The sequence below is a fragment of the Nonomuraea sp. NPDC050556 genome, assembly GCF_044457355.1.
Classification (GTDB): Bacteria; Actinomycetota; Actinomycetes; order Streptosporangiales; family Streptosporangiaceae; genus Nonomuraea.
Genome location: NZ_JBITGU010000003.1, coordinates 964058 through 987922, shown reverse-complemented (window position 1 = coordinate 987922; position 23865 = coordinate 964058). Strand labels below are relative to the sequence as shown.

The following is a 23865-nucleotide window of genomic DNA, read 5'->3' as shown; positions in this document are numbered from 1 at the left end:
GTGAGAGGCATGGCGAAAGTTCACTTTCTCGACGTGACCAACAGGGACGGCGTGCAGACCGCGCGCACCGGCCTGTCCAAGTTCGGCAAGACCATGGTCAACTTCTACCTGGGCAAGCTCGGCGTGGCGCAGTCGGAGATCGGGTTTCCGTTCCTCTTCCACGAGGTTCCCTACGTGCGCGCCCAGGTGGCGCTGCACGAGGCAGGCGCCTTCGGCGAGCTGCGGCTGAGCGGCTGGTGCAGGGGCGTCGTCGAGGACGTGGACAAGGCCCTCCCCCTCGGGCTCAAGCACTACAACCTGTCCATCTCGACGTCCGACTACATGATCCAGAACAAGTTCAAGGGCCGCCTCGACCGTGCGGCGATCATCGGCGAGATGACGAAGGCCGTCAGAGCGGCCAAGGACCAGGCGGAGACCGTCGGCGTCAACGCCGAGGACGGCTCGCGCACCGACGACGGGTTCCTGCTGGAGTTCGCCCTGGCGGCCAAGGAAGCGGGCGCCGACCGGGTCCGCTACTGCGACACCATCGGCGGCGACACCCCGGACCGCATCCGCGAGCGCTTCGCCAGGCTGGCCACGGCGGTGGGGCTGCCGATCGAGACGCACTGCCACAACGACCTCGGCATGGCCGTCGCCAACTCCGTCTCAGGCGCGCTCGGCGATCTGGAGGCCGGTCAGGACGCGTGGATCAACACCTGCGTCAACGGCATCGGCGAGCGGTCGGGCAACGCCGACCTGCTGTCCACGATCCTGGCGTTCGAGCACGGGTTCGGCCTGGAGAAGGCGGAGATCGGTGACGCGCTCGACCTGTCGTGGGCCAGGCGGTTCGGGCTGTGGGCGAGCTACGCGTTCGGTCAGGCTCTGCCGTACAACCAGGTGGGGGTGGGGCGTAACGCCTTCGCCCACGAATCGGGCATCCACGCGGACGGCGCGCTCAAGGACCACGGCAACTACGAGCTGTACGACGAGGCGACGCTCGGCCCCTTCCCCGCCGACTGGCACGCGAGGAGCGGGCGGGTGGTGCTGACCGGCGAGTACGGGGGCAAGGCCGGGTTCAGGCACGTCATGGACGGGCTCGGGATCGAGCCTGCCGACGAGGAGCTCGCGTTCAAGCTGGTCCAGCTCTGCAACGCGATGACGAGCAGGCCGCTCACCGACGACGAACTCCGCCTGATCGCGGCCTACCCGCGCGAGCTCATGCTGCTTTTCCCAGGCCATGCCTGACGTCCTCCTCCAGCCGGATGGCCTCGCGGCGGAACAGCGCCGACAGGGTCCAGTCCGCCAGCACGCGGACCTTGTGGTTGAAGGTGGGCACCCAGGCCAGGTGGTAGGCGCGGTGCGCGAGCCACCCCAGCACCCCGGTCAGCCGTAGCTGGTAGACCTGGGCCACCCCCTGGTGGTGCCCGAGGCCGGCGACCGAGCCGAGATAAGCGTGCTTGTACGGCTTGAGCCGCTTGCCTCGCACGTAGGCGACGATGTTCCTGCCCAGCACCTTGGCCTGCCGTACGGCATGCTGGGCGTTGGGGCCGGTGAACGTGCCCGGGTTGGTCAGGTCGGGCACCGCCGCGCCGTCACCGGCGGCGAAGGCGTCCGCCAGGCCGTCCACGGTCAGGTACTCGGTGGCCTTGATGCGGCCGATCGCGTCGACCGGCAGGTGGCTGTCGGCCGCGAGCGGGTTGGGCCGCCCGCCCGCCGCCCACACGAGGGTGCCCGCGTCGAGCTCGGTGCCGTCGTCGAGCACCACGTGCCCGCCTTCTGCCGAGGCCAGCCGGGTGTGCAGCCGGATGTCCACCTGGCGCTTGGCGAGCGCCTCGGCCGTCCAGATGCCTAGGTTCTCGTGGAGTTCCGGCAGGATGCGCCCGGTCGCCTCGACCAGCACCCAGCGCAGCTCGCTCCGCTCGATGCCGCGGTAGCGCACGGCGTCGTCGGCCAGGCCCTGCAGCTCGGCCAGCGCCTCCACGCCCGCGAACCCGCCGCCGACCACGACGAACGTCAGCGCCGAGGCGCGCAGCGCTACGTCATCCGTCGACGCCGCCGCCTCCAGCTGCTCAAGCACGTGGTTGCGCAGGTGGACGGCCTCGGCGAGGCTCTTGAACCCCACACCGTGCTCGGCCAGGCCGGGGATGGGCAGCGTGCGGGTGATCGAACCGGCCGCCATGACCAGGATGTCGTAGCCGATGGTCCTGGCCGGACCCTGCGCCGGCTGGAACTCCACGCTCCTGTCGTTGTGGTCGACCCTGGTCACCCGCCCGGTCAGCACCTTGGCGCCCTTGAGGACCCTGGCCAGCGGGGCGACCACGTGGCGCGGTTCGATCGCGCCGCCGGCCGCCTCGGCCAGGAAAGGCTGGTAGGTCATGTAGCCGCGCGGGTCGATGACCGTGACGGTCGCCTCGCCCGAGCGGATCAGCTTGCGTAGTCCCATGGCGGTGTACATGCCGACATATCCGCCACCAACGATCAGTATGTGCTTGCTCATACCTCTAGGACGGGACAGCGTCCTCCGATGTGACATGCCTGAAGTCGATTTTCTCCAGCGCGTCCGCCTGCCGCCTGTCGAGCACGACGACACCGTACGCCGGAGGCAGCGAACCCCCTCTGGCCTGGGCGATCAGCTCCTGCCACCGCCGCACGTGGCGGGCGAACGTGGCGTCGGCGACGACCCGGCCACGGGCGATCTGACCGGCTGCCGCGGTCTCCGGCTCGACGTCGAGCATGATCAGGTAGAGCCTGCCACCGCTGGCGCGGGCCAGCCAGGCGAAGCCGTACAGCAGGTGGGGCCAGGACGCCCGCGAGTGGGCCACGACCGAGCGGCCCGCCATCACGGCGCGGGCGATGCGGGAGACGTGCGTCAGGTGGACGGCCAGCGTCCTGCCCTTGCGCGGCAGGCGCGGCAGCAGCCCGGCGAGGCTCACCCGGGCCTGGCGGGAGTCGATCACGAGGACGCCCTCCGCCTCGACCGGCTCGCTCTCGTCGCCGCGCAGGCCGTACAGGCGGTCGAGCAAGGTGGTCTTGCCGGCGCCTGGCAGGCCGGTGATCAGCACGAGCGAGCCCGGGGGAAAGTCCATGCCTGACATTACAGCCTAAGATCGGCCGTTTCCGGCAGGGCGAGCAGGCAGAGCAGGCTCAGGACGGCCATGGCGCAGACGTACCAGCCGACGCCAGCCCCCAGCAGCGTGGCGATCAGTGGCGGTACGGCGCCGCCCAGCACACCGCCGAGCGCGTAGGACACCGAGGCGCCGCTGTAGCGGCACTCGGTGCGGAACAACTCGGGCAGGTAGGCGCCCATCGGCCCGTAGACCAGGCCCATCACGCCCAGCGCCGCCACCGGACCGACCGGTAGCCACACGATGAACGGCCCGACCGCGATCGCCAGGAGCGTTCCCGCGATCAGCGTACGGCGGCGCCCGAACCGGTCGGAGAGGCGGGCCGAAACCACGGTGCCCGCGGCCATGAAGACCACGCCGAGCATGATCAGCGCCAGCATCCGCTGCTTGGGGACGCCCAGAATGGCCGTGCCGTACGACAGGCAGTAGGTGGTGGCGACGTAGAAGAGGGTGTAGGCGATCACCATCGCCCCCGCCCCCAGTAGGACCCGCCCCCACGGCAGCTCCCTGAGCGGCACCCGCGCCCTGGCGGTCGCCGCCAGGAAGACCGGCGTCTCGGCGATCCGCAGGCGCACGTAGAGGCCGACGAGCACCAGAACCAGGCTCGCGAGGAACGGCAGGCGCCACCCCCACGCCCGGAAGTCCGCCTCGTCCATCACCGCCATGATCGCCAGGAACGCCCCGTTGGCCAGCAGGAACCCGGCGGGCGGGCCGAGCTGCGGGAACACCGCGTAACGACCGCGCCTGCCCTCGGGCGCGTACTCGGCGGCCAGCAGCGCCGCGCCGCCCCACTCGCCGCCCAGCCCGATGCCCTGCGTGAACCTCAGCAGCGTGAGCAGGATCGGCGCGGCCACCCCGATGGCCGCGTATCCGGGCAGCACGCCGATGGCGACCGTGGAACCGCCCATGAGCAGGAGCGAGACGACGAGCGTCGACTTGCGTCCCGCGCGGTCACCCCAGTGCCCGAAGATCGCCGAGCCCAGGGGTCTGGACAGGAACGCGACGGCGAACGTGGCGTAGGCGCCCAGCGGGTTGTCCTCGGCGAAGAACACCGTGGAGAACACCAGGGCGGCGGCCGTGCCATAGATGAAGAAGTCGTAGAACTCGATCGCGGTGCCGACGAGGCTGGCGAGGATGACACTTCGCGCACGAGTGGTCACTCCACGCGACTTTACCCTGCCGTTACGCTCAGTGTCGATCCGTTGCGCGCCTTGGATACGCGCAGTTGGGCCGGGATGCGGGTGCGCAGCTCGCCCACGTGGCTGACGATGCCCACGGCGCGGCCGCCGTCGCGCAGGCCGTCGAGGATGTCGAGCACGCCGTCGAGCGTGTCCTCGTCGAGGGTGCCGAAGCCCTCGTCGACGAAGAGCGTGCCGATCTCGGCGCCGCCCGCCTCGGCGGTGACCACGTCGGCCAGGCCCAGCGCGAGGGCGAGGGAGGTGATGAAGCTCTCGCCGCCCGACAGGGTGGCCGGGTCGCGGTCGACGCCGGTCCAGCCGTCGGCGATCCGCAGGCCCAGGCCGCCGCCGGAGCGGGACCTCGCTCCTGCGGTCTTGCGCAGGTCGTGCTGGAGCTGGTAGCGGCTGCCCGACATGTGGTCGAGGCGTTCGTTGGCGGCGTCGACGACCTGCCTGAGGCGCTCGCCGAGCACGAACGACGACAGGCTCATGTTCCACTGGTTGTCGCCCGAGGTGCCGGTGGCGAGGGCGGCCATACGTTCGGCGAGCGCGTGCCGGTCGGCTGCGGGTTGCCAGGCGCTGAGGCAGGCTTCCAGGTCGCCGTACAGGGCTTCGAGCCTGCGCTCTCTGGCTGCGGCGCTGTCGCGTGCGGACGCCAGGGCGGTGTGGTCGCGCTCCGCCCCGTCGGACTCGGACTGGATCGCGGCGAGGTCCGGGGGCGGCAGCTCCGCTGCCGCGACGAGTTCCGGGTCGGCGAGGGTCCGGGTGGCTGCGGCGTATTGGGCGTCCAGTTCGCGCAGCAGCTCGGCCTTGGTGTCGCGTTCCGCCGGGGGTCTGGCGGCCGCCTGGGCGTCCGACGGGCCGGCGAAGCCCGCCTCGTGGGCCGCTCGGGTGGCTGCTTCGACGGCGTTGGCGTGTTCCGTGGCGGCGGTGGCGGCCTGGGTGGTGGCGTCGAGGGCCTCGATGAGCAGGTCGGCCTCGTCGTTGAGGCGGGACAGGCGGGCGGTGAGCGACGGGTCGTCGCCGCGGGCGCTGTCGAGGCGCGCGGTGAGCCTGCCCGCGTCGCCGCTGAGCTCTTCCTGCCGGGTACGGCAGGCGGCCAGGCGGGCGGTGACGCGGCGCGACTGCTCTTCCATCGCCTGGCGTTCCTGGGTGAGCTGCGCTAGACGCGCTTCCAGCCCGGGAACCGCCCTTGCCGCCTCTTCCAGAGTGACCAGCTCCGCCTCGACCTGCCGCAACCGCTCATGCGGCGACACGCCCCACGCCTGCGGCACCTCCCCGACGGACCCGGCCCCCTGAACAGGGGCCCCTGCCTCTCGCGCGCCCTCGGCGCTCTGGCCGTGGACCTCGTCGGAGGACCTGGCGCTCTGGCCATGGGCCTCGTGGGAGGGCCTGGCCGGGTCGTTCGGTGTCTCCGGGAGTCTGGCCAGGAGGCGGGTGCGTTCTGCTTGGAGCTGGGTCTGGTGGGTGCGGTGCGCGGCCAGTGCCTCGCCGACCTCGCGGGCGCGGTCGCGGGCCCTCTCGCGGTCGGACTCCACCGCCTCCAGCTCCCTGGCCAGCGCCGGTTCCTGGTCGGCCGCCACCTGCAGCGACGCCAGCTCCCCCTCCGCCGCCTCCAGCGCGGCGAGGGCGGAGTCCACGTCGAGGCCGCCGGTGGCGTCCGTGGCGTCGGCGAGCCGGGACTCGATCGTCGCCACCGCCAGCTCCGCAGCCTCCCGCTCGTGCAGCGCCATCTCGTGGGCGCGCTCGGCGGCCTGCTCGTCGTCGGGCGACGGGGCGCTGGGGGCGGGCGAGGCGGGGTGCGGGTGGTCGGGCGAGCCGCAGACCGCGCACGGGTCACCGTCCGCCAGGCTGACGGCGAGCTCGGCGGCCATGCCGTCCACCCTGGCCTGGCGGATGTCGAGCCACTGCTCGCGCAACGCCTGCGCCCGGTCGACGGCGGCCCGCTGGGTCGCGGTCGCCGCGCCGAGGTCGGCGGTGAGGGCGTCGCGGCGGCGGGTGGCGTCGAGGGCGGCGCGGGCGGCGTCGCAGGTGGCGCGGGCGGCGGGGATCGCGGCCGCCTGCTCCCTGACCGCGGACAGCCTGGCCGACACCTCGCCGATCCGCGCGGGCAGCTCGGCCTCGGTCGCCGCGACCTCGGCCTCGCGGTGGGTCAGCCGTTCCAGCTCGGCGTCGAGGGCTCGCAGCTCTCGGTCCACGGCTATGAGGTCGGCAATGGCGGCTCGTACGGCTTGCGCGGCCGGGATCCCGGCGGCATCCGCCCGCGCTCTCGCCAGCCTTCGCTCGGCGTCTTCGATCAGGGTGGGGAGCTGGGTCAGGCGTTGCGCGGTCGCCTCGTCGGCTTCGGCGAGGTCGGCCAGCTCGGTCTCCACCCTGGCGAGGTCGCGGCGGACGACGGAGAGCCTGGCTTCCTCGGTGAGGAGGGCCGACAACCTCGCGATCTCCGCCTGGCGCTCCCGCTCAAGCTCGCCGAGGAGGGACGGCTCGACAAGCCCGTCGTATCGCACCCCGGCAGAGGTGCGCCCACCCGCAGCGACGCGTCCGCCCGTGGAGGTGTGCCCGCCTGCGGCAACATGTCCGCCCTTGGGGACATGTCCACCCGTGGCTGCGTGTCCATCCACCGGGGCGGTGTGTCCGCCCGTGGAGGTGTGCCCGTCTGTTGGGGTGTGCCCGCCTGTAGAGGTGTGTGTGTTCGTGGAAGGGGTGGGGAGGAGGGGGCGGGCGCGGGCTACGGCGTCGGCGGCCAGGGCTCGGGCCTTCGCCGCTGCCTCTGCTCGTTGTTTGACGGCGATGACGAGCGGGAGGACGCGGTCGGCGCGGGACGCCTCGTCGAGGATGGCCAGGAGGTCGGCGCGTTCCTCGGCGCGTTCGTCGAGGGTGCGGCGGAGGGTGAGCGCCTCCGCGTGCCGTCGCTGCCGGGCGGCGAGGGCTGCGGCCTGCTCGTGGCGGGTTCTGGCGGTGCGAAGGGTGTGTTCCGCGGTGGCGCATCGTTGGGCGGCGTCGGTGGCGACGGCTCGGGCGGCGGCCAGCAGGGCGCCTGCCCACACGAGCGGCTCCTTCTCCGGCGTCGGCACTTCCGCAAGCACAGGCTCGTGGGTGTGGACGACCGCGGGCTGAGGGGCCTCGGTAGCGGGGACACGACCTTCTTGACCCGTCTCACGGCCAGGGAGGTCGAAGAGCGCGTCCGTCGAGCCGCCCTCGCTCGCGGGACGACCGTCGCTGGACGGGCCATCCCCGGCGGGGAAACCGTCCTCCATAGCCGGGCCGTCGGTGGTGGCCTGACCGCCAGTGGTGGTGGCTGCAGCGGGCGAGGCGGCGGGTGGGGTGGTGGGCAGAGCCGGGGTGAGAGAAAGGCCGGGGCCCGCGGCTTCCTGGATGCGTTGGACGGCGAAGTCCACCTGCTGCCGCAGCCCCTGCTGCTCCCGCCACGTCTGCTTCCTGTGCTCAGCCAGCCACGACTCCGCCTGCGTGAACACCTTCACGGTGAACAACCGCTCCAGCAGCTTCCGCCGATCATCCCCGTCAGCCCGCAGGAACCGCGCGAAATCCCCCTGCGGCAACATCGCCACCTGGCAGAACTGGTCCGCGTTCATCCCGAGCAACCCACCGATGAGGTCCCCGGCCTCGTCGGCGCGCGTGGTGAGCCCCTGCCACGCCGTACCCACCAGCTCCGACAGCACCACCTTCGCCTTCTCCTCGGTCACCCCGCTCCCCCGCAGCTTGGGCCGCTGCCACGCGGGTGACCGCGAGATGCGCAGCCGCCGCCCCCGCACGGTCACCTCCAGCGTCACCGAAGGCCCGACCCCGGCTGGCGCGTGGTCGCAGCGCAGGCTGCGGGCGCTGTTGCGCTGCCCGGGCACCTGCCCGTAGAGCGCGAAGCAGAGCGCGTCGAGGATCGTGGTCTTGCCCGCCCCCGTGGGCCCGTGCACGAGGAAGAGCCCCGCCTCGGCGAGGGTGTCGAAGTCGACGGTCTCGGTGCCGGGGAACGACCCGAAGGCGGTCAGGGTCAGCGAGTGCGGTCTCACGCCAGCGCCTCCTTCAGCCGCGACGCCTCGATCGCCCGGCGGAGCAGCTCCTCCTCGTCGCACGACGCCGCCTCGCCGCGCACCTCGCGGACGAAGTCGAGCGCCACCTCCGCCTCAGGCCGCCCGGCCAAGGGCGCGATGGGAGCACCGGCGGGCGCTCCAGACGGCTCGAAGGAGAGGGCGAGCGTGTGCGGGAAGCGGGCGCGCAGCCGGTCCATGGCGGCCTTGGGCCGTACGGGGTCGGTGAGGATCACCTGCAGCCAATGTCCCGAAAAATCGTCATAAAGCACCGAGGTCAGCAGCTCATCCAGCGTCCCGCGCAACACCCCGATAGGGCGCGGCACGGGCGCGGGCACGAAGTCCACGTCACCCCCGAGCGTCACCAGCCACGACCCCTTCACCTGGTTGACCTCGGAGAACGAGTACGCCAGAGGCGAACCCGAATAACGCACCGACGGCGAGAGCTGCTGCCGCCCGTGCAGGTGCCCCAGCGCGACGTAGGACACCCCGTCGAAGGCGGACAGCGGCACGTGCGCCACCCCGCCGACGGAGATGTCCCGCTCGCTGTCGCTGCCCTGACCGCCCGAGACGAAGGCGTGGGCGAGCACCACCGAGTGGCTGTGCCGTACCGCGGAGGCCCTGACCCGCTCCATCGCGTGCGACAGCGCCGCGGTGTGGCTGCGCTCGGCCAGCTCCCACGGCCCGCGCACGAACTCGGGCTCCAGGTAGGGGATGCCGTAGAAGGCCGTGTCTTCGATGACCACAGGCTCCCACGACAGGGCGGGGTCCGTACGCAGATGCACACCGGCGCGGCCGAGCAGCGAGGCCCCGACCCCCAGCCGCCGGGCCGAGTCGTGGTTGCCGCTGATCATGACCACCTGCGCACCCGCGCCGACGATCCGGCGGAGCGCGGAGTCGAACAGCGCGACAGCGTCGACCGGCGGCAGCGCGCGGTCGTAGACGTCGCCGGACACGACCACCACGTCGACCCGCTCGGACCTCACGGTCTCGACCAGGTGATCGACGTAGGCCGCCTGGCCCTCGAGGAGGCTCTCCCGGTGGAAGGAGCGGCCGAGGTGCCAGTCGGAGGTGTGCAGGACGCGCATGTCCCAGCAAGCTAACAGCTCTCACCGACAAAGGCGGCCCCTCACGCCACACACGCCGGGAGTAGGCTGAAAGATCGGCGGGCAAACCAACGCACATGGGGAGGCCGATGCGCACCGGGCGTGGCACTCTGGGGGTCGCTGCCGGCTTGGTGCTGGTCGCGCTCGCCACTGTCGGCTATGTGCTGCCGCCTGCCTTCGACCCGCCGCCGCTCCAGGCGGGGCCGATGTTCCAGGCGATCCCGGCGCAGCCGCGCGACGAGCTGCGTCCCGTGGTGTCGGCCGGGCAGATCAGCGTGCAGAACATCTCCATCCCCGCCGAGGGCCAGACGCTGGAGGGGACCGTACGCGCCCCGACGACGCCGGGCCCGCACCCCGCGCTGGTGTTCGTGTCCGGCTCTGGCAACGGGTCGCGTGAGGAGTTCACGCCGCAGGCGGAGTTCCTGGCCAGGGCGGGCGTGGTGACGCTGGCCTTCGACAAGCGCACGGTCGGCTACAACTTCCGCGACCGCGACTTCGGGCTGCTGGCCGACGACGCGTTGCGCATGGTCCGCTTCCTGCGCGCCCGCTCCGACGTCGACCCGGCCCGCACCGGGCTGTGGGGCGTGAGCGAGGGCGGCTGGGTGGTGCCGATCGCGGCGGCCAAGAGCTCGGACGTGGGCTTCACCATCCTGGTGAGCAGCCCGAACGTCTCCCCGCTGCGCCAGGTCGCCTGGGCGCTCAACGAGCAGTTGCTGCGCCTGCACGCCCCGATCGGCGTGCGCGACCTGCTGACCAGGGCGATGGGCGGGGTGGGCTTCGACTTCCTGCGCTACGACGCGATGCCCGCGCTGCGGCAGATGAAGCAACCGGTCCTGGCCTTGTACGGCACGGCCGACCCGTCGATCCCGTTCCTGGAGAGCACGCAGGCGCTGACGAAGGCGTTGCACGAGGCGGGCAACGACCAGTACACGATCCGGTTCCTGGACAAGGCCGACCACGCGATGCGCATCAACGGCGGCCCGTTCACCCCCGGCTACCTGGAGACGCTCGGCAACTGGCTGACCGGCCTGCCGGGCACCGCCAAGCCGCAGCTCCACCTGGCCGGGGCCACCCCGGTGCAGCGGTTCGAGGCAGCCGACGTGCCGGCCGCGCCCTGGTACGCGGGCGGCACGATGCTGGGCCTGACGTTGTGCCTGGCCGTCGTCGGCTACGTGGCCGGCCCGTTCGCCGTCATGGTCGTACGGCTGCGCGGACGCAGAACCACCCCGCAGGAGACGAACGCCCGGCTGTGGCCGCCGATCAGGCGCAGGCTCAACCGCATGGCCTGGACCGGGCTGGGCCTGCTCGCCTCGGTGGTGGCGTTCATCACGCTGCTGGTGCTGTTCTCGGTCAACCAGGCGGGCGCGTGGCCCGCCGTGCTCGGCGGCTGGCTGGTCGTGCGGGTGCTTGCCGTACTCATGCTGGTGCAGGAGGTCACGGCGGTGGCCGCCGTCGTGTCGGGGCTGCGCGAGGGCATGCGCCCGAGCCGCTGGCAGCACGTGGCCATGGCCGGGGTGCTGGGCGGCACGGGGCTGCTGCTGGTCGCGGCCGCCTATTACGGCTTGTTCTCGTTCCCCTGGTAGACATACGCCGTCATCCAGCGGTCGATCTCGGCGAAGACCTGCTTGCGCACCGGTTCGGCGGACAGGATCAGGTCGTGCACGCCGTCCGGGATGCGCACGCAGGTGACGTGGTGCCCGACCGAGGTGGACCAGCGGGCGATCTGCTCGGGGTCGAGCACGATGTCGGCGGCCCGCGCCTCGGGCACGAAGTCGCGCACGTGCAGCCCCTTGTCGGAGGCGAGCACCAGCACGGGCACGTCGACGCCGAGCCCGCGGTGCAGCCGCTGCTGCGCCCTGCGGATGGCGGCCAGCCACATGGCGTGTACGGAGAACCCGCCCAGGGGCTTGAGCTCCAGGTCGTAGTCCCATTCGCCGCCGTGCTCGCGGTGCAGGGTCTCGCCGTACACCGTGCTGATGCCGAGCGGCAGCGGCCTGCTGGTGTAGGACAGCGGCGTCTTCAGCAGGTCGGCGGCGACGCGCAGCGGGGTCGGGACGTTGAGGTCGAAGAACGGGCTGTTGAGCACGAGGCCCTGCACCCGACCGCTCCCACGCACGCGGTCGGCCCAGAGCACGGCGACGAGGCCGCCGGTGGAGTGGGCGTTGATCGTCACCTCGTCGTGGTCCTCGCGGATGATCCGTACGGCCTCGTCGATCTCCGGGAAGTAGTCGGTGACGCTGCGGATCAGGCCGCGGGTCTGGTGCGGGAGCAGCGATCTGCCGTACTTGCGCAGGTCGAGGGCGTAGAAGTCGATGCCCTGCGCGATGTAGTGCTCGGCCAGGTGGTCCTGGAAGAAGTAGTCGGTGAAGCCGTGCAGATACAGGACGGCCCTGCGGGAGCCGACGGTCCTGGACACCAGCGTCGCGACCACGTCGCCCTCGAAATCCGGCGCCATGGGCAGAACGGTGATCTCGTACATATCACCCACCGTAGGGGTTGTCCGGCCAGGACGGGAGGTCGGCCTCGCTGACCTTCATCGGGAATTTGGCCGGACGTTTCTCCAGAAATGACGTGACGCCCTCGACAGCGTCCGGAGCCCCGCCGAGCTCGGTCATCAGCTTGGAATCCGCCGCGTGCGCCTCCCACGGGGACGAGGCAGACAACCCCGACCACATCAACCGACGGATCGCCGCCACGGAGACGCCGGAGGTGTTGTCGGCGATCTCGCGGGCGAGCGCGTACGCGGCCGGAAGGAGCTCACCTTCCGGATACACCTTTGACACCAGCCGCCCCTCCAGCGCCTCGGCGGCCGGGAAGACGCGGCCGGTCGCCGCCCACTCCATGGCCTGCGCGATGCCGACCAGCCTGGGCAGGAACCAGCTCGAAGCCGCCTCGGTGACGATGCCGCGCCTGGCGAAGACGAAGCCGAACTTCGCGCTCTCCGAGGCGAGCCTGACGTCCATGGGCAGCGTCATCGTGACGCCCACACCCACGGCCGGGCCGTTGATGGCGCCGATGACGGGCTTGATGCAGGCGGCTATGCGCAGGGCGACCGTGCCGCCGCCGTCGCGCGGGTATCCTTCGACCTTGTCGGCTCCGCCGAACATCTCCTCGGACTTCTTGTAGTTGAACGTCTCGCCGCCGCCACCCAGGTCGGCTCCGGCGCAGAACGCTCGGCCCGCGCCGGTGACCACGACAACCCGCACGTCGTCGTCGGCGTCTACCAGGTCGAACGCTTCGATCAGCTCACCGCGCATCGTGAACGTGAACGCGTTGAGCCGCTCGGGGCGATTCAATGTGATGGTGGCGACACCGTCGGCCACGGAGTACGCGATGTGAGAGAAGCCCATGCACCGAATCTTATTCGGTCGGGTGAGTTCGGTCGCTGTTCACTCGCCTATAAGGACATATTTGGCACTCTTTCGTAGGCTGCCCCATCAACTTCGGCCTACGGTGTACAGCACGGGGAAGCGGGGATGGCGTGGCGCGCAGAACGGAACGGGTCGGCACCGGGGCGGTGCTGGGCTGGACGCTGCTCTCGGTCATGGTGCCGGGGGCGGCGCACCTGCGCGCGGGCTGGCGCAAGACGGGCCTGGCCCTGCTCGGCGCCTACGCCGCGATGTTGCTCGGCATCCTGGCGCTCTACCTCGTCTACGGCGTCGCCCTCGTGGGGACGATCACCGCGAGCGCCACGTGGGTGAACGTGGTCATCGCGGTCACGATCCTGCTGGGTCTGGCATGGTTCGCGCTGGTCGTGCACTCCTTCATGGTGATGCGCCCCGGGGCGCTGCCGCAGAACGGGCAGATCCTCACCGGCACGCTCGCCGGGCTGATGGCAGTCGTCGTCCTGGCGCCGTTCGCCTACGCGACCCAGTTCCTGGTGTCCACGCAGAGCCTGGTCGGCTCGGTGTTCAGGGAGACCGGGGAGGAAGTCGAGGCAGGAGAGAAGCCGCGCACCGAGGCCGACCCGTGGGCGGGCCGTCCGCGGGTCAACATCATGCTGATCGGCGGCGACGCCGACGAGCACCGGCCCAGCGTGCGCACCGACAGCATGAACGTGGCCAGCATCGACGTGGCCACCGGCAACACCGTGCTGATCAGCCTCCCGCGCAACCTGGAGTACGTGCGCTTCCGCCCGGACACCCCGATGGCGCAGAAGTTCCCCGACGGCTTCCGGCTGCCGCCCGACCCGGGCGGCGGGCGCAGCGACCTGCTCAACAGCGTCTGGGAGTACGCCGACGCGCACCCCGAGCTGTTCGGCGGCAGGAAGAACATGGGCTCGAAGGTGCTGGCCGACACGATCGGCTACACGCTCGGCCTGAAGATCGACTGGTACGCGCTGGTCAACATGTGGGGGTTCGCCCGGCTGATCGACGCCATCGGCGGCGTCACGATCACCGTCGAGCAGGACATCGTGTTCGGCAAGTACAACGAGGGCCTGGTCAAGGCGGGCACGCGCAAGCTGGGCGGGGCCGACGCGATGTGGTACTCGCGCTCACGCACCAACAGCGACGACTACACCCGCATGCGCCGCCAGAAATGCGTCATCGGCGCGCTGCTCGACCAGGCCGACCCGGCGACCGTGCTGACCCGCTTCACCGCCATCGCCGGCGCGACCAAGGAACTCATCAAGACCGACATCCCGCGCCCGATGCTCAAGCCGCTGGTGCCGCTGGCGCTGAAGGTCAAGAACGCGAAGGTGACGAGCGTGCAGTTCGTCCCGCCGCTGATCAAGACCTACGCGCCCGACTGGGAGAAGATCCGCACGATCACCGCGAAGGCGCTCAGCGACTCAGTCACCAAGCGCCCCCTGGCCGCCTCGGCGACCCCCGACCCGACCAAGTCACCGAAGCCTTCCGCGACCCGTTCGACGAGCCCGGTCAAGGGCCTCACCGAGGGGTGCGGCACCCTCTAGACCAGCACGCCCGGGTTGAGGATCCCCGCCGGGTCGAGCGCGGCCTTGGCGGCGCGCAGGGCGAGCGCGAACGGTTCCGGCCGCTGCCCGTCGTACCAGGGGCGGTGGTCGCGTCCGACGGCGTGGTGGTGGGTGATCGTGCCGCCCTCCCGCATGATCACCTCGGAGACGCGGCGCTTGAGCTCGTCCCACTGCTCGACCTCGGCGCCGCGTTCCGCGTTGGTCATGACCGTGTAGTAGGGCGCCGGGCCGTCCGGGTAGGCGAAGGCGAAGCGGCACGTCGCCGTCGTCTCCGCCATGACCGCGGCGTGCAGGGCGGGGAACCTGTCCCAGGTCACGGCGGTCTCGAACGTCTCGGCGATCACACCCAGGCCCGGGTAGGCGTTCCTGAGGTACGGCATGCGGGTGAAGGAGCCCTTCCACTCCTGGCCCTGCCTGGGCTCACCCGCCACTCCCCCATGGTTTCCTGCGACGAGCAGCGCCGCCGCCATCGAGGCGTCCACCGCTCCTGACTCGAAGCCGACGATGAGTACGGCGTGCCGTCCGTCACCGCCGGACGCCAGAGCAGCCTCGCGGGCGTCCAGCAGGCGGCAGTTGGAGGGGTTCAGCCCCGACTGGGCGAGATCGTGCACCGCGTCCACCGCGGCGCCGAACTCGGCGAACCGCACCGGGACCGAGAGCTTGTGGACCGGCCGCTCCTGCAGCCGCACCCAGGCGCTCGTGATCACGCCCAGCGCACCCTCCGACCCCAGCAGCCAGCGGTCCGGCGCGGGACCTGCCCCACTGCCGGGCACCCTGCGCGACTCCCACACCCCGGCCGGGGTGACCGCGCGCACCGACTCGACGAGGTCGTCGATGTGGGTGTGCAGGGTCGCGTAGTGGCCGCCCGCCCTGGTGGCGATCCAGCCGCCGAGCGTGGAGAACTCGTACGACTGCGGGAAGAACCGCAGCCGCAGCCGCTCGCCGAACTGCTCGTTGAGCACCGGTCCCGAGGCGCCCGCCTGGATCAGCGCCGCCCTGGAGCGCTCGTCGACGGCCAGCACCCGGTCCATACGGCGCAGGTCGAGGCTGAGCGCGGGGCCGTCGAAGCGCGCCTCGACGCCGCCGACCACGCTGGTGCCGCCGCCGTACGGGATCACCGCGACACCCTGGGCGGCCGCCCACTCCAGCGCCCGCTCGACCTCGGCCTCGTCGCGTGGGTATGTCACCAGGTCGGGCGCGTTGGCGAAGTCGCCGCGATACGCCCTGATCAGGTCGCGGTAGGCCTGGCCGTAGGTGTGGATGATCCGGTCGTACGGCTCCGCCGTACAGAAGGCTGGGACCGGCACCCGGGGCGGCGGGAGCCGTACCGCTTCGAGGGGGACGGGGTCCTCCCACGTGTCCAGGTCGCCCAGGCCGGTGTGCCCGGCGATGAGCTCGGCCGTCTCTTTCAACCCCGTGGGCTCCGGGCCCCAGGCCCAATGACTGGTCCGCATTGCACCATCCTGCGCTACGGTTCTCGGGTGTTAATGCTCTACGAAGGCATGGGCCTGGTCCTGCTGGCGTTGTGGATCTTCTGCATCTTCGACGTGCTCACCACGCCCGAGGAGATCTGCCGCAACGCGCCCAAGGTGTTGTGGCTGATCCTGGTGCTGTTGCTGCCGCTCATCGGCTCGGTGTTGTGGCTGGTGGCCGGGCGTCCCGAGCGGCGTCCCCAGACGGCCCCTGGCAGATTCCCCGAGTACGACCGGCCGGGGCGGTTCGTCGCCACGAACCCGGACGACGACGAGGAGTTCCTCCGCAAGTGCCGCGAACGCGCCGAGGAGCAGCGCCGCAACGCCCCCAAGCGGCCCGAGGACGACTAGTTCGTGAAGACCGCTCGCCAGCGGCCGTGGACGTTCTCGACCTTCTCCTCGGTGAGGCCATCGGCGGCGAACGAGCGGATCTCGGACGGCGTGAGCTGCCAGGGCGGTGCGGCGACCGGGCCGCCCTCCAGGCGCGCCGAGGCGATCACCAGCAGCGTGCCGCCGGGCGCGACCAGCTCGCGGACGGCGGCGATGGCCGGGGCGTGCAGCGTCTCGGGCAGGGCCTGGACGGTCATGATCTCCACGACGAGGTCGAAGGCGCGCAGCCATTCGTGCGGCGGGTTCATCAGGTCGGCGACCTGGTAGTAGACCTTCGACGCCGGGAACCGTTCGCGGGCCCCTCGCACGGCCGACAGCGACACGTCGAAGGCGACGGTGTCGTAGCCGAGGCCGGACACGAACTCCGCGTCGTCGCCCAGCCCACACCCGACGACGATGGCGCGCGCCCCTCTGCCGTCTCGCCCGTCGGCCCACTCCTGCAGCAGGGGGTGTGCCGTGTTGGTGTCCCACGGGACGACGGCATCGCCGGTCGCCGCCTCGGCGTAGAGGCGCTCGAACCAGCCGGTCGGGTCTTCCGGGTGTTCGGCGGCGAGCCTGCGGGCGTCGGCGTCAGGGTCTTTCACAGCGTCTCCCGAGAGGTCCAGCCCGTGTGGCGCGCCCTGCTCCACCTGCGTGGCCAGTTCTACCACGTCGATCACGTCGCCAGAGGGACCGACCATGCGCCGCTGCGTGAGCGGATGCTCGTAGACGTACCCGTCTGGTGGATAACGCCATGGATCACACGATATTGGTGCGAAGGCTAGGCGGTGAAGGAGTCGGTGGCGAAGCGGCGGACGCGGTCCTCGTCGATGATGTGGCCCAGCCCCGGCTGCGTGAAGGGAACCGCCACGATGCCACCCGCAGCCCCCACCGCCGGAGTGACGATCTGGGCATTACGCGGCGGCTGGGTGACGTCGCAGGGCAGGGTGCACCCCGGCAGGCTCGCCACCGCCACCGTCGCCGCCCGCGCCAGACCGGCGCCGCGACCGCCCGTGCACTGGATGTCCCATCCCGCCGCCGCAGCCTTGTCGTGGGCGCGGCGCGCCTCGCTCAGCGACGCATACGCCGTCGGGCGCAGGATCAGCGCCCTCGCCGCCCGCAGCGTCAGATAGTCGTCCAGGTCGGTGGTCTCCACCGCCACCTTCGCCCCCACCTGGTCCTGCAGCGCCGCATGCGCATAAGCGTCGGACACCGCGAACGGCCGCTCGATCACCTCGACCCCGTAGGAGTCGAGCGCCACCAGCTGCTCGCTGTCCGTATAAGCACCCCCGCAGTCGACCGCGAGCGTGAGCGCCGGAAACGCCAGCCGCACCGCCCGCACCGGCTCGACGTCCCACCCGGGCCTGACGTCCAGCGTCACGTGCCCGTACCCGCCGCACACCTGCTGGTTGACCCGGGTGACCAGGCTGTCCAGCGAGGGGTCGGGCGTGAGCCGTACGGTCGCCATCAAGGACGTACGGCTGCCGCCGAGCGCGTGCGCCAGCGGGACACCCCGCATCCTCGTCCAGAGATCCCAGCAGGCCATGTCCACCGCGGAGTCCCCGGAACGCACAGAATCGGGGTGTTCCCAGTCCACCCCGATCAACTGCGCGCCCAGCGTCTCGCCGAGCCTGGCCCAGGTCTTGGGGTCGGGCTCGACGGCCTCACCCCACCCGACCATGCCGCCGTGGTCCGTGAGCCTCACGAGCAGGCTCTCCAGCCGCCTGCCGTACGGCAGGACCAGCCGGAAGACCTCAAGCTCCCGCACACGCGGCATACATCCTCCTAAGAACGAACCTCTTCCATGGTGCCTGCTCCGGCGGACTGGGCCAAACGGGGCGCCACCAGAATCGCAAGGACGGCCAGGACAAAGGTGAAGAGGAACCCGATGAGGTACGAATCGCCCGCTGCGGTGAACAGCGCTCCTGAGACGGCCACGGCCACGACCGTGAACACCGACTCGCCGACGCCGACCGCCGCGCTGTTCTGCCCCTCCTCGCCCTCGCGCGACATCTCCAGCACCAGCACGGAGACCGTGGGGTGCAGCGCGCCGATGCCGAGGCCGGAGATGGCCATCGCGATGTAGGCCAGCCAGATCGGGACGGACGGGATGAGCACCACGGCCATCAGCGCGATGCCGACCGCGATCATCGTGGCGCCGCCGCGCAGGGCCGCCAGGTTGCCGATGCTGCCGCGGCCCTTGATCCAGGAGCCGGTCGACCAGCCGAGCGCGCCGACGGTGAGGACGATCCCGGCGCCGGTGGGCGTCATGCCGCGCTCGCTGATCAGCATCAACGGGATGAGCACCTCGGTGGCCATCAGCGCGCCGAAGGCCAGACCGCGCAGCACGGGGGCGGTGGGCAGGCCGCGGGCCGCTCTGAGGGAACCGCGCATCAGCAACTTGGGCAGCGCGACGGCCAGCAGGATCACGCCGAGGGCCAGGAGCGGGATTCCGGCCAGCTCGAGTGCGCTGCCGTACTGGATGAGGGCGGCCGCGACGGCGGTCAGCGTGGCCCAGACGAGCTTGCGTCCGAGGCCGGGGGCGGGCTCGGCGGCGCCGTCGGAGCCCAGCCTGCCTGCAGTACCCCTCCACAGCAGGAACGCGGCGGGAACCACGATGAGGGCCACGCCGAAGAAGATCCAGCGCCAGTCGGTGTTCTGCACGACGAATCCGGCGATCGCCGGGCCGATCATGGAGGGCACCACCCAGGCCGCGGAGAACAACGCGAACACCTTCGGGTGCATCGCGGGCGGGTAGACCCTGGCCACCAGCACGTAGAGGGCCACCTGGATCATTCCGCCGCCGAAGCCCTGGACGAACCGGCCGGTGACGAACACCTCCATGTTCGGCGCGAACCCGGCGATCAGCAATCCGGCCACGAAACCGACCACACCGACGGTGATCGGCGGCATCGGGCCCTTGACGTCACTCCATCTGCCGCCGAGCACGGTGGCGATCACGCTGGCCGCGAGGGTGGCGCTGAAGGCCAGGTTGTAAAGGGACATGCCGTCGAGCTCGCGGGCCACGACCGGCATGGCCGTGGCCACCGCCATCGCCTCGAACGCCACCAGCATCACCAGGGCGACCAGGCCGACGGACAGAGCTCGGTACTTCGCGGAAACCACACTGACAGGGGGACTCTCAAGCAACGTCGTCATGTAGGAGAACGTACGGTTTCCCGCTGCCTGTCACATCGGGCGTCGGTCCCGGTCGGTCCTAGGCAATAGGACCTACTTCTCCACGTAGGACGCGATGCCCGCGATGAGCAGGTCGAGACCGAACAGGAACCGCTCGTCGCCCCCGCCCCCCACCATCTCGTCCACGTGCCCGGCGATGTAGGGGAACCGGTCGGCGGGCAGGCTGCGCATGTACGTCTCGACCTGGCCGAAGTACTCGTCTACCCACTTGTCCATGGGCTGGCCGGAGTTGGCCTGCTTGATCAGGTAGAGCGAGCCCTCGTAGGCGTCTGAGGCGATGTAGAGGGCGAGCCGGTCCAGCCCCCACGCGGCGATCTGCGGCGGGACCCCGCCCTCGATCATGATGGCCAGCATTCCCTCCGCCATGCGCAGCGAGTTGGGACCGGTCGGGACGGCCGCCAGCGACACCTTGGCGATGTCGTTGTGCGAGGTGAACAGCCGTTGCGAGTCGACGCACACCTCGCGCAGCTGTTCACGCCAGCGCGGCGGGTCGGGCTTCGGGAACTCCAGCTCGCCGACGACCTCGTCGTAGACGAGCTCGAGCAGCTCCTCCTTGTTGGACACGTGCGCGTAGAGGGAGGCTGGGCCGGTTTCGAGCTCCTGCGCCACCCGGCGCATGCTCACCGCTTCCAGACCTTCCGCGTCGAGCACGCGCAACGCGGTCCGCACGATGAGCTCCTGGCTCAGCTGCGGCTTCTTCGAGGCGGACTTCCGTTCCTTGCGCCAGGGCGGCGTCGGCACTGCGGTCTCCATGACGAACACTGTACTTGACACGAACGGTGTTCGCCAGTAGAACAGTGATTGTTCAAGACGAACAGCGTTCGAAGAAGGAACATCGTTCGCTCACTAAGGAGCCCCCCGCATGACCGTCACAGCCCCCGCGGCCGCCACAGAGGTCCAGCCCTACCGCTGGCGCTGGGTCGCACTCTTCGTCATCCTCGCAGCGGAGGTCATGGACCTCCTCGACGCCCTCATCACCAACATCGCCGGGCCCAGCATCCAGAAGAGCCTCGGCGGCTCGGCCAGCATGATCCAGTGGCTGATCGCCGGTTACACCCTGGCCATGGCGGTCGGGCTGATCACCGGTGGACGGCTTGGCGACCTCTACGGGCGCAAGCGCATGTTCATCGTCGGAGCCTTCGGATTCACCGCGATGTCGCTGGTCTGCGGTGTGGCCGTCTCACCTGAGATGCTGATCGGCGCGCGGGTCCTGCAGGGACTGTTCGGCGCCGTGATGTTGCCGCAGGGCCTTGGCCTGATCAAGGAGATGTTCCCGCCCAAGGAGATGGGCAAGGCGTTCGGCGCCTTCGGACCCGTGATGACCATCTCGTCGGTCGGCGGGCCCGTGCTGGCCGGCTGGCTCGTCGACGCCGACCTGTTCGGCACCGGCTGGCGCATGATCTTCCTGATCAACCTGCCGCTCGGACTGGCCGCCGCGATCGCCGCGATCAAGTTCCTGCCTGAGTTCCGGCTCTCCAACGCCACCAAGCTCGACCTGGTGGGCATGCTCCTGGTCTCCGCAGCGGGCTTCCTGCTGATCTTCCCGATCATCCAGGGCCAGGAGCTCGGCTGGCCCGCCTGGACCTGGGTGTCCATGGCCGTCTCGATGGTGCTGTTCTACGTCTTCGGCCGCCACCAGGCCTACCGGCAGCGCACCGGCAAGGACCCGCTGGTCACGCCGAGCCTGTTCCGCAAGCGCGCCTTCACCAGCGGGCTGGTCGCCGGGCTCGCGTTCTTCTCCGGCATGATCGGGCTCAGCCTCGTCTTCACCCTCTACACGCAGCTCGGTCTGGGATACAGCCCGCTCAAGACCGGCCTCACCAGCCTCCCGCAGGCCATCGGCGGTGTCATTGGCTTCGGGCTCGCGATGTCCGGGCTGCAGGAGAAGCTCGGTCGCAGCCTGCTGCAGATCGGCACCGTGGTGATGGCGCTCGGCGCCGGCGTCCTCGGCCTGACCGTGCACCTGGCCGGGCTGTCGATCACGCCTTGGCAGCTCGCTCCCGGGCTGGCGCTGGTCGGGATCGGGATGGGCCTGACCATGGCCCCGTTCTTCGACATCATCCTGGCGGGCGTGGAGCCGCACGAGTCGGGCTCGGCCTCCGGGACGCTTACGGCGGTGCAGCAGCTGGGCAGCGCGCTCGGCTCCGCGATCCTGGGGACGATCTTCTTCAACCTGCTGAAGGACCGGGTGGGCTTCGGGTCGGCGATGCAGACGACGATCTGGGTGGAGATCGGGCTGCTGGGGCTGACGTTCCTGCTCGCCTTCCTCCTCCCCCGCAAGGCGCTCCCCGAGTCCTCCTCCCACTAGCCGGTACGGCCCAGCCCCGCCCTCCCCCGGGAAGGCGGGGCTCCGCCGTTCCCGCTCTATCGGGCGTGACGTTCCGCCCATTGGGTGAGATCACGGCGTTCGATGGCAGCCGCCATGAGGTCGGGAAACGCATCCGGAGTGCAGGCGAACGCGGGCACCCCCATAGCCGCCAACGCCGCCGCATTGTCGTGGTCGTAAACCGGCGCCCCCTCATCGGACAGCGCCAGAAGCACCACCACCTGCACCCCCGCCTGCCGCATCTCCGCCACCCGCCGCAGCATCTCCTCCCTCACCCCGCCCTCATAAAGATCACTGATCAGCACAACCACGGCATCCCGCGGCCGCCCGATCAACCCCTGCGCATAGGTGAGCGCCCGGTTGATGTCCGTCCCCCCACCCAGCTGCGTACCGAACAACACCTCTACGGGATCGTGCAACACCCCCGTAAGATCCACGACCGCCGTATCGAACACCACCAAACTCATCCGAAGCGCCCGCAACCCCCCAAGCGCCGCCCCGAACACGCTCGCATAAACCACGGACTCCGCCATCGACCCGCTCTGATCGACGCAGAGCACCACCTCCCGATGCACCGCCCGCTGCCGCCGCGCGAACCCGGTCAACCGGACAGGCACGACCGTCTTCCGCTCAGGCAGGTAGTGCTTGAGATTCCCGCGGATCGTCCGATCCCAGTCGATGTCGGCCGCGTTCCTGGGCCGATGCGTACGCGCCGACCGATCCAACGCCCCCGTGACCGCGGACCGGGTCTTATGAACGAGCCTCCGCTCCAACTCCGAGACGACCGTACGGACCACCGCCCGCGCCGACTCTCGCGCCTTGTCAGGCATGACCCGGTTGAGCGCCAGCAGCGTGCCCACCAGATGCACGTCGGGCTCGACCGCTTCGAGCATTTCGGGTTCGAGGAGCAGGCGGGTGAGGTCGAGCCGCTCGATGGCGTCCTGCTGCATGACCTGGACGACGGTGGAGGGGAAGTAGGTGCGGACGTCGCCGAGCCAGCGCGCCACCCTCGGCGCCGACGCCCCCAGCCCGGCGGTCCCGGCACGCCCCTCGCCCGGCCCGCCGTACAGCGCATCGAGCGCCCCATCCATGGCCGCGTCAACCCCCTGCAGGGACCCCCCAATGCCGTCCCCCTCCCCGCCTCCCAACACCATCCGCCAGCGCCGCTCCCGCTCATCCACGCCCAGCCACCCCCATCGCCTCACACCCTGCGGAGCACCCGCACACCCCCGCCATACCGCGCCCTCCAGAGCGACCACACACCCCCACTGCACCCTGCCTGCAGGGGCGGCCGCACACCCTCACACGAGAGGAGCCAGGCATGCCCCTCCCCCACGCCGCCCTGGCCAGAATCAGATCTCCCAAGAGACGACCCGCAGAGAGCCCACTACCTCGCGCCATGGAGAGTCGCCCCCCTGAAGATCGTCAATACGGTCTCCACCGCTGGGCCCGCTCGCCGGTCGTCGACCTCGCCGCTGGGGGTCTCCCGACGACCTGAGCGAAGCCGTTCCCCGATGGCGCGCCGTTCGGGGGCGGCGAAGGTGGCAAAGGTACGGCGAAGCAGGGGCAGCACCTCCACGAACTGTTCGGCCGACAGGCCGGACAACCACCCATCGACCAGCCCGAGCAGGCGAGGATCGTGCACCAGCAGCAATCCGCCTCCGCCCAGGAACCCCTCCGCCCAGGCCGCCACCCGTGCAGGCGGATTCCCTCGGGAGGTGGCCCTCGCCATGCGATCTTCGACGTCATCCAACTCACCGGCGTCGAGCAGCAACCGCGTCAACCGCCCCTCCACCAGCCCGTGCACCCCCTCCCTCCCACACACCACCCGCAACGCCCCCACCCACCGCGCCCGCACAGCCTGCCCCGCGCCCACCCGCGAAGGTGCGGGACTTGCAGGCGCCTCAGCGGCGGACACCCCGAGGGTGGCGGGCGTCCCAGAGGCAGAGGGCGGCCCGAGTGTGGCAGACGGCCCAGAGGAGGCGCGCCCCTCAGAGGAGACAGGCCGCCCAAGCGCCTCAGGGGCGGCAGGCGGCTCGGAGGGGTCAGGGGCCCTGAGCGTGGCTGGCGCCTTGGGAGTGGCGGGCGCCCCGGCAGGATCGGGTCCACGCGTGACGGGCGCTCCAGGGATGG

19 protein-coding genes are annotated in these 23865 nt (G+C 70.8%); 5 read left to right on the top strand and 14 right to left on the bottom strand.

Annotated elements, in window-relative coordinates; all coding sequences use genetic code 11:
* The first annotated feature begins 9 nt into the window (after positions 1-9).
* Positions 10-1224 carry a hypothetical protein gene (locus ACIBG8_RS33640; protein WP_397347095.1) on the top strand — a complete coding sequence of 405 codons (1215 nt, stop codon included), beginning with the start codon at positions 10-12 and terminating at the stop codon, positions 1222-1224.
* Here the strand turns inward: ACIBG8_RS33640 and ACIBG8_RS33635 are convergent.
* The 5 genes from ACIBG8_RS33635 to ACIBG8_RS33615 are packed head-to-tail and all read right to left on the bottom strand — an operon-like array spanning position 1196 to position 9413.
* On the bottom strand, positions 1196-2476 hold the full coding sequence (locus ACIBG8_RS33635; protein WP_397347094.1) for an NAD(P)/FAD-dependent oxidoreductase: 1281 nt from the start codon (positions 2474-2476) through the stop codon (positions 1196-1198). The two genes, ACIBG8_RS33640 and ACIBG8_RS33635, sit on opposite strands and share 29 nt — an antisense overlap.
* Positions 2477-2480: 4 nt before the next feature.
* Positions 2481-3065, bottom strand: coding sequence for an AAA family ATPase (locus tag ACIBG8_RS33630; protein ID WP_397347093.1), 585 nt, complete (start codon positions 3063-3065; stop codon positions 2481-2483).
* 8 nt (positions 3066-3073) lie between these two features.
* Positions 3074-4264, bottom strand: a complete 1191-nt coding sequence (locus ACIBG8_RS33625) for an MFS transporter (protein ID WP_397347092.1) — start codon at positions 4262-4264, stop codon at positions 3074-3076.
* Positions 4265-4275: 11 nt separating this feature from the next.
* Positions 4276-8307 (bottom strand): AAA family ATPase, encoded by a 4032-nt coding sequence (locus ACIBG8_RS33620; protein ID WP_397347091.1) that lies wholly within the window; start codon positions 8305-8307, stop codon positions 4276-4278.
* Positions 8304-9413 carry an exonuclease SbcCD subunit D gene (locus ACIBG8_RS33615; RefSeq protein ID WP_397347090.1) on the bottom strand — a complete coding sequence of 370 codons (1110 nt, stop codon included), beginning with the start codon at positions 9411-9413 and terminating at the stop codon, positions 8304-8306. Before ACIBG8_RS33615 ends, ACIBG8_RS33620 begins: the two co-directional genes overlap by 4 nt.
* A gap of 107 nt (positions 9414-9520) precedes the next feature.
* Between ACIBG8_RS33615 and ACIBG8_RS33610 the strand changes: the two genes are divergently transcribed.
* Positions 9521-11014 carry an alpha/beta hydrolase family protein gene (locus tag ACIBG8_RS33610; RefSeq protein ID WP_397347089.1) on the top strand — a complete coding sequence of 498 codons (1494 nt, stop codon included), beginning with the start codon at positions 9521-9523 and terminating at the stop codon, positions 11012-11014.
* Here ACIBG8_RS33610 and ACIBG8_RS33605 read toward each other — a convergent pair.
* A complete protein-coding gene (locus ACIBG8_RS33605; RefSeq protein WP_397347088.1) occupies positions 10987-11910 on the bottom strand; it encodes an alpha/beta hydrolase in 924 nt (307 codons plus the stop codon). The two genes, ACIBG8_RS33610 and ACIBG8_RS33605, sit on opposite strands and share 28 nt — an antisense overlap.
* Before the next feature lies 1 nt (position 11911).
* Positions 11912-12781, bottom strand: a complete 870-nt coding sequence (locus ACIBG8_RS33600) for an enoyl-CoA hydratase-related protein (RefSeq protein ID WP_397347087.1) — start codon at positions 12779-12781, stop codon at positions 11912-11914.
* Between the two features lie 131 nt (positions 12782-12912).
* Between ACIBG8_RS33600 and ACIBG8_RS33595 the strand changes: the two genes are divergently transcribed.
* Positions 12913-14346, top strand: coding sequence for an LCP family protein (locus ACIBG8_RS33595; RefSeq protein WP_397347086.1), 1434 nt, complete (start codon positions 12913-12915; stop codon positions 14344-14346).
* Here the strand turns inward: ACIBG8_RS33595 and ACIBG8_RS33590 are convergent.
* The gene (locus ACIBG8_RS33590) at positions 14343-15821 is read right to left on the bottom strand and encodes an FAD-binding oxidoreductase (RefSeq protein ID WP_397347085.1); all 1479 of its coding nucleotides are present in this window, start codon (positions 15819-15821) and stop codon (positions 14343-14345) included. The genes ACIBG8_RS33595 and ACIBG8_RS33590 overlap by 4 nt on opposite strands.
* 33 nt (positions 15822-15854) lie before the next feature.
* On the opposite strand from ACIBG8_RS33590, the gene ACIBG8_RS33585 reads away from it, so the two are divergent.
* Positions 15855-16190 carry a PLDc N-terminal domain-containing protein gene (locus ACIBG8_RS33585; protein ID WP_397347823.1) on the top strand — a complete coding sequence of 112 codons (336 nt, stop codon included), beginning with the start codon at positions 15855-15857 and terminating at the stop codon, positions 16188-16190.
* Here ACIBG8_RS33585 and ACIBG8_RS33580 read toward each other — a convergent pair.
* From ACIBG8_RS33580 to ACIBG8_RS33565, 4 genes are all read right to left on the bottom strand, one after another.
* Positions 16187-16909, bottom strand: coding sequence for a class I SAM-dependent methyltransferase (locus ACIBG8_RS33580; protein WP_397347084.1), 723 nt, complete (start codon positions 16907-16909; stop codon positions 16187-16189). The genes ACIBG8_RS33585 and ACIBG8_RS33580 overlap by 4 nt on opposite strands.
* Positions 16910-16989: 80 nt before the next feature.
* Positions 16990-17985 carry an enolase C-terminal domain-like protein gene (locus tag ACIBG8_RS33575; RefSeq protein ID WP_397347083.1) on the bottom strand — a complete coding sequence of 332 codons (996 nt, stop codon included), beginning with the start codon at positions 17983-17985 and terminating at the stop codon, positions 16990-16992.
* A gap of 8 nt (positions 17986-17993) precedes the next feature.
* On the bottom strand, positions 17994-19367 hold the full coding sequence (locus tag ACIBG8_RS33570) for an MFS transporter (RefSeq protein ID WP_397347082.1): 1374 nt from the start codon (positions 19365-19367) through the stop codon (positions 17994-17996).
* Positions 19368-19439: 72 nt separating this feature from the next.
* Positions 19440-20159, bottom strand: coding sequence for a TetR/AcrR family transcriptional regulator (locus tag ACIBG8_RS33565; protein ID WP_397347081.1), 720 nt, complete (start codon positions 20157-20159; stop codon positions 19440-19442).
* Positions 20160-20268: 109 nt separating this feature from the next.
* Here ACIBG8_RS33565 and ACIBG8_RS33560 point away from each other — a divergent pair, with 109 nt between their 5' ends.
* Positions 20269-21714, top strand: coding sequence for an MFS transporter (locus tag ACIBG8_RS33560; RefSeq protein ID WP_397347080.1), 1446 nt, complete (start codon positions 20269-20271; stop codon positions 21712-21714).
* Positions 21715-21770: 56 nt separating this feature from the next.
* Here ACIBG8_RS33560 and ACIBG8_RS33555 read toward each other — a convergent pair whose 3' ends face one another.
* A complete protein-coding gene (locus tag ACIBG8_RS33555; protein WP_397347822.1) occupies positions 21771-22886 on the bottom strand; it encodes a VWA domain-containing protein in 1116 nt (371 codons plus the stop codon).
* 233 nt (positions 22887-23119) lie between these two features.
* Positions 23120-23590 (bottom strand): DUF5682 family protein, encoded by a 471-nt coding sequence (locus ACIBG8_RS33550; protein WP_397347078.1) that lies wholly within the window; start codon positions 23588-23590, stop codon positions 23120-23122.
* Positions 23591-23865: the final 275 nt, after the last annotated feature.

What these genes read in the sequence shown, in the direction of transcription:
- ACIBG8_RS33630 (WP_397347093.1), bottom strand. Translation starts at nt 3,065, where the DNA reads ATGGACTTTCCCCCGGGCTCGCTCGTGCTGATCACCGGCCTGCCAGGC.
- ACIBG8_RS33575 (WP_397347083.1), bottom strand. Translation starts at nt 17,985, where the DNA reads ATGCCGCGTGTGCGGGAGCTTGAGGTCTTCCGGCTGGTCCTGCCGTAC.
- ACIBG8_RS33635 (WP_397347094.1), bottom strand. Translation starts at nt 2,476, where the DNA reads ATGAGCAAGCACATACTGATCGTTGGTGGCGGATATGTCGGCATGTAC.
- ACIBG8_RS33570 (WP_397347082.1), bottom strand. Translation starts at nt 19,367, where the DNA reads ATGACGACGTTGCTTGAGAGTCCCCCTGTCAGTGTGGTTTCCGCGAAG.
- ACIBG8_RS33610 (WP_397347089.1), top strand. Translation starts at nt 9,521, where the DNA reads ATGCGCACCGGGCGTGGCACTCTGGGGGTCGCTGCCGGCTTGGTGCTG.
- ACIBG8_RS33640 (WP_397347095.1), top strand. Translation starts at nt 10, where the DNA reads ATGGCGAAAGTTCACTTTCTCGACGTGACCAACAGGGACGGCGTGCAG.
- ACIBG8_RS33580 (WP_397347084.1), bottom strand. Translation starts at nt 16,909, where the DNA reads ATGGTCGGTCCCTCTGGCGACGTGATCGACGTGGTAGAACTGGCCACG.
- ACIBG8_RS33590 (WP_397347085.1), bottom strand. Translation starts at nt 15,821, where the DNA reads ATGCGGACCAGTCATTGGGCCTGGGGCCCGGAGCCCACGGGGTTGAAA.
- ACIBG8_RS33555 (WP_397347822.1), bottom strand. Translation starts at nt 22,886, where the DNA reads ATGGTGTTGGGAGGCGGGGAGGGGGACGGCATTGGGGGGTCCCTGCAG.
- ACIBG8_RS33615 (WP_397347090.1), bottom strand. Translation starts at nt 9,413, where the DNA reads ATGCGCGTCCTGCACACCTCCGACTGGCACCTCGGCCGCTCCTTCCAC.
- ACIBG8_RS33600 (WP_397347087.1), bottom strand. Translation starts at nt 12,781, where the DNA reads ATGGGCTTCTCTCACATCGCGTACTCCGTGGCCGACGGTGTCGCCACC.
- ACIBG8_RS33565 (WP_397347081.1), bottom strand. Translation starts at nt 20,159, where the DNA reads ATGGAGACCGCAGTGCCGACGCCGCCCTGGCGCAAGGAACGGAAGTCC.
- ACIBG8_RS33585 (WP_397347823.1), top strand. Translation starts at nt 15,855, where the DNA reads ATGCTCTACGAAGGCATGGGCCTGGTCCTGCTGGCGTTGTGGATCTTC.
- ACIBG8_RS33605 (WP_397347088.1), bottom strand. Translation starts at nt 11,910, where the DNA reads ATGTACGAGATCACCGTTCTGCCCATGGCGCCGGATTTCGAGGGCGAC.
- ACIBG8_RS33560 (WP_397347080.1), top strand. Translation starts at nt 20,269, where the DNA reads ATGACCGTCACAGCCCCCGCGGCCGCCACAGAGGTCCAGCCCTACCGC.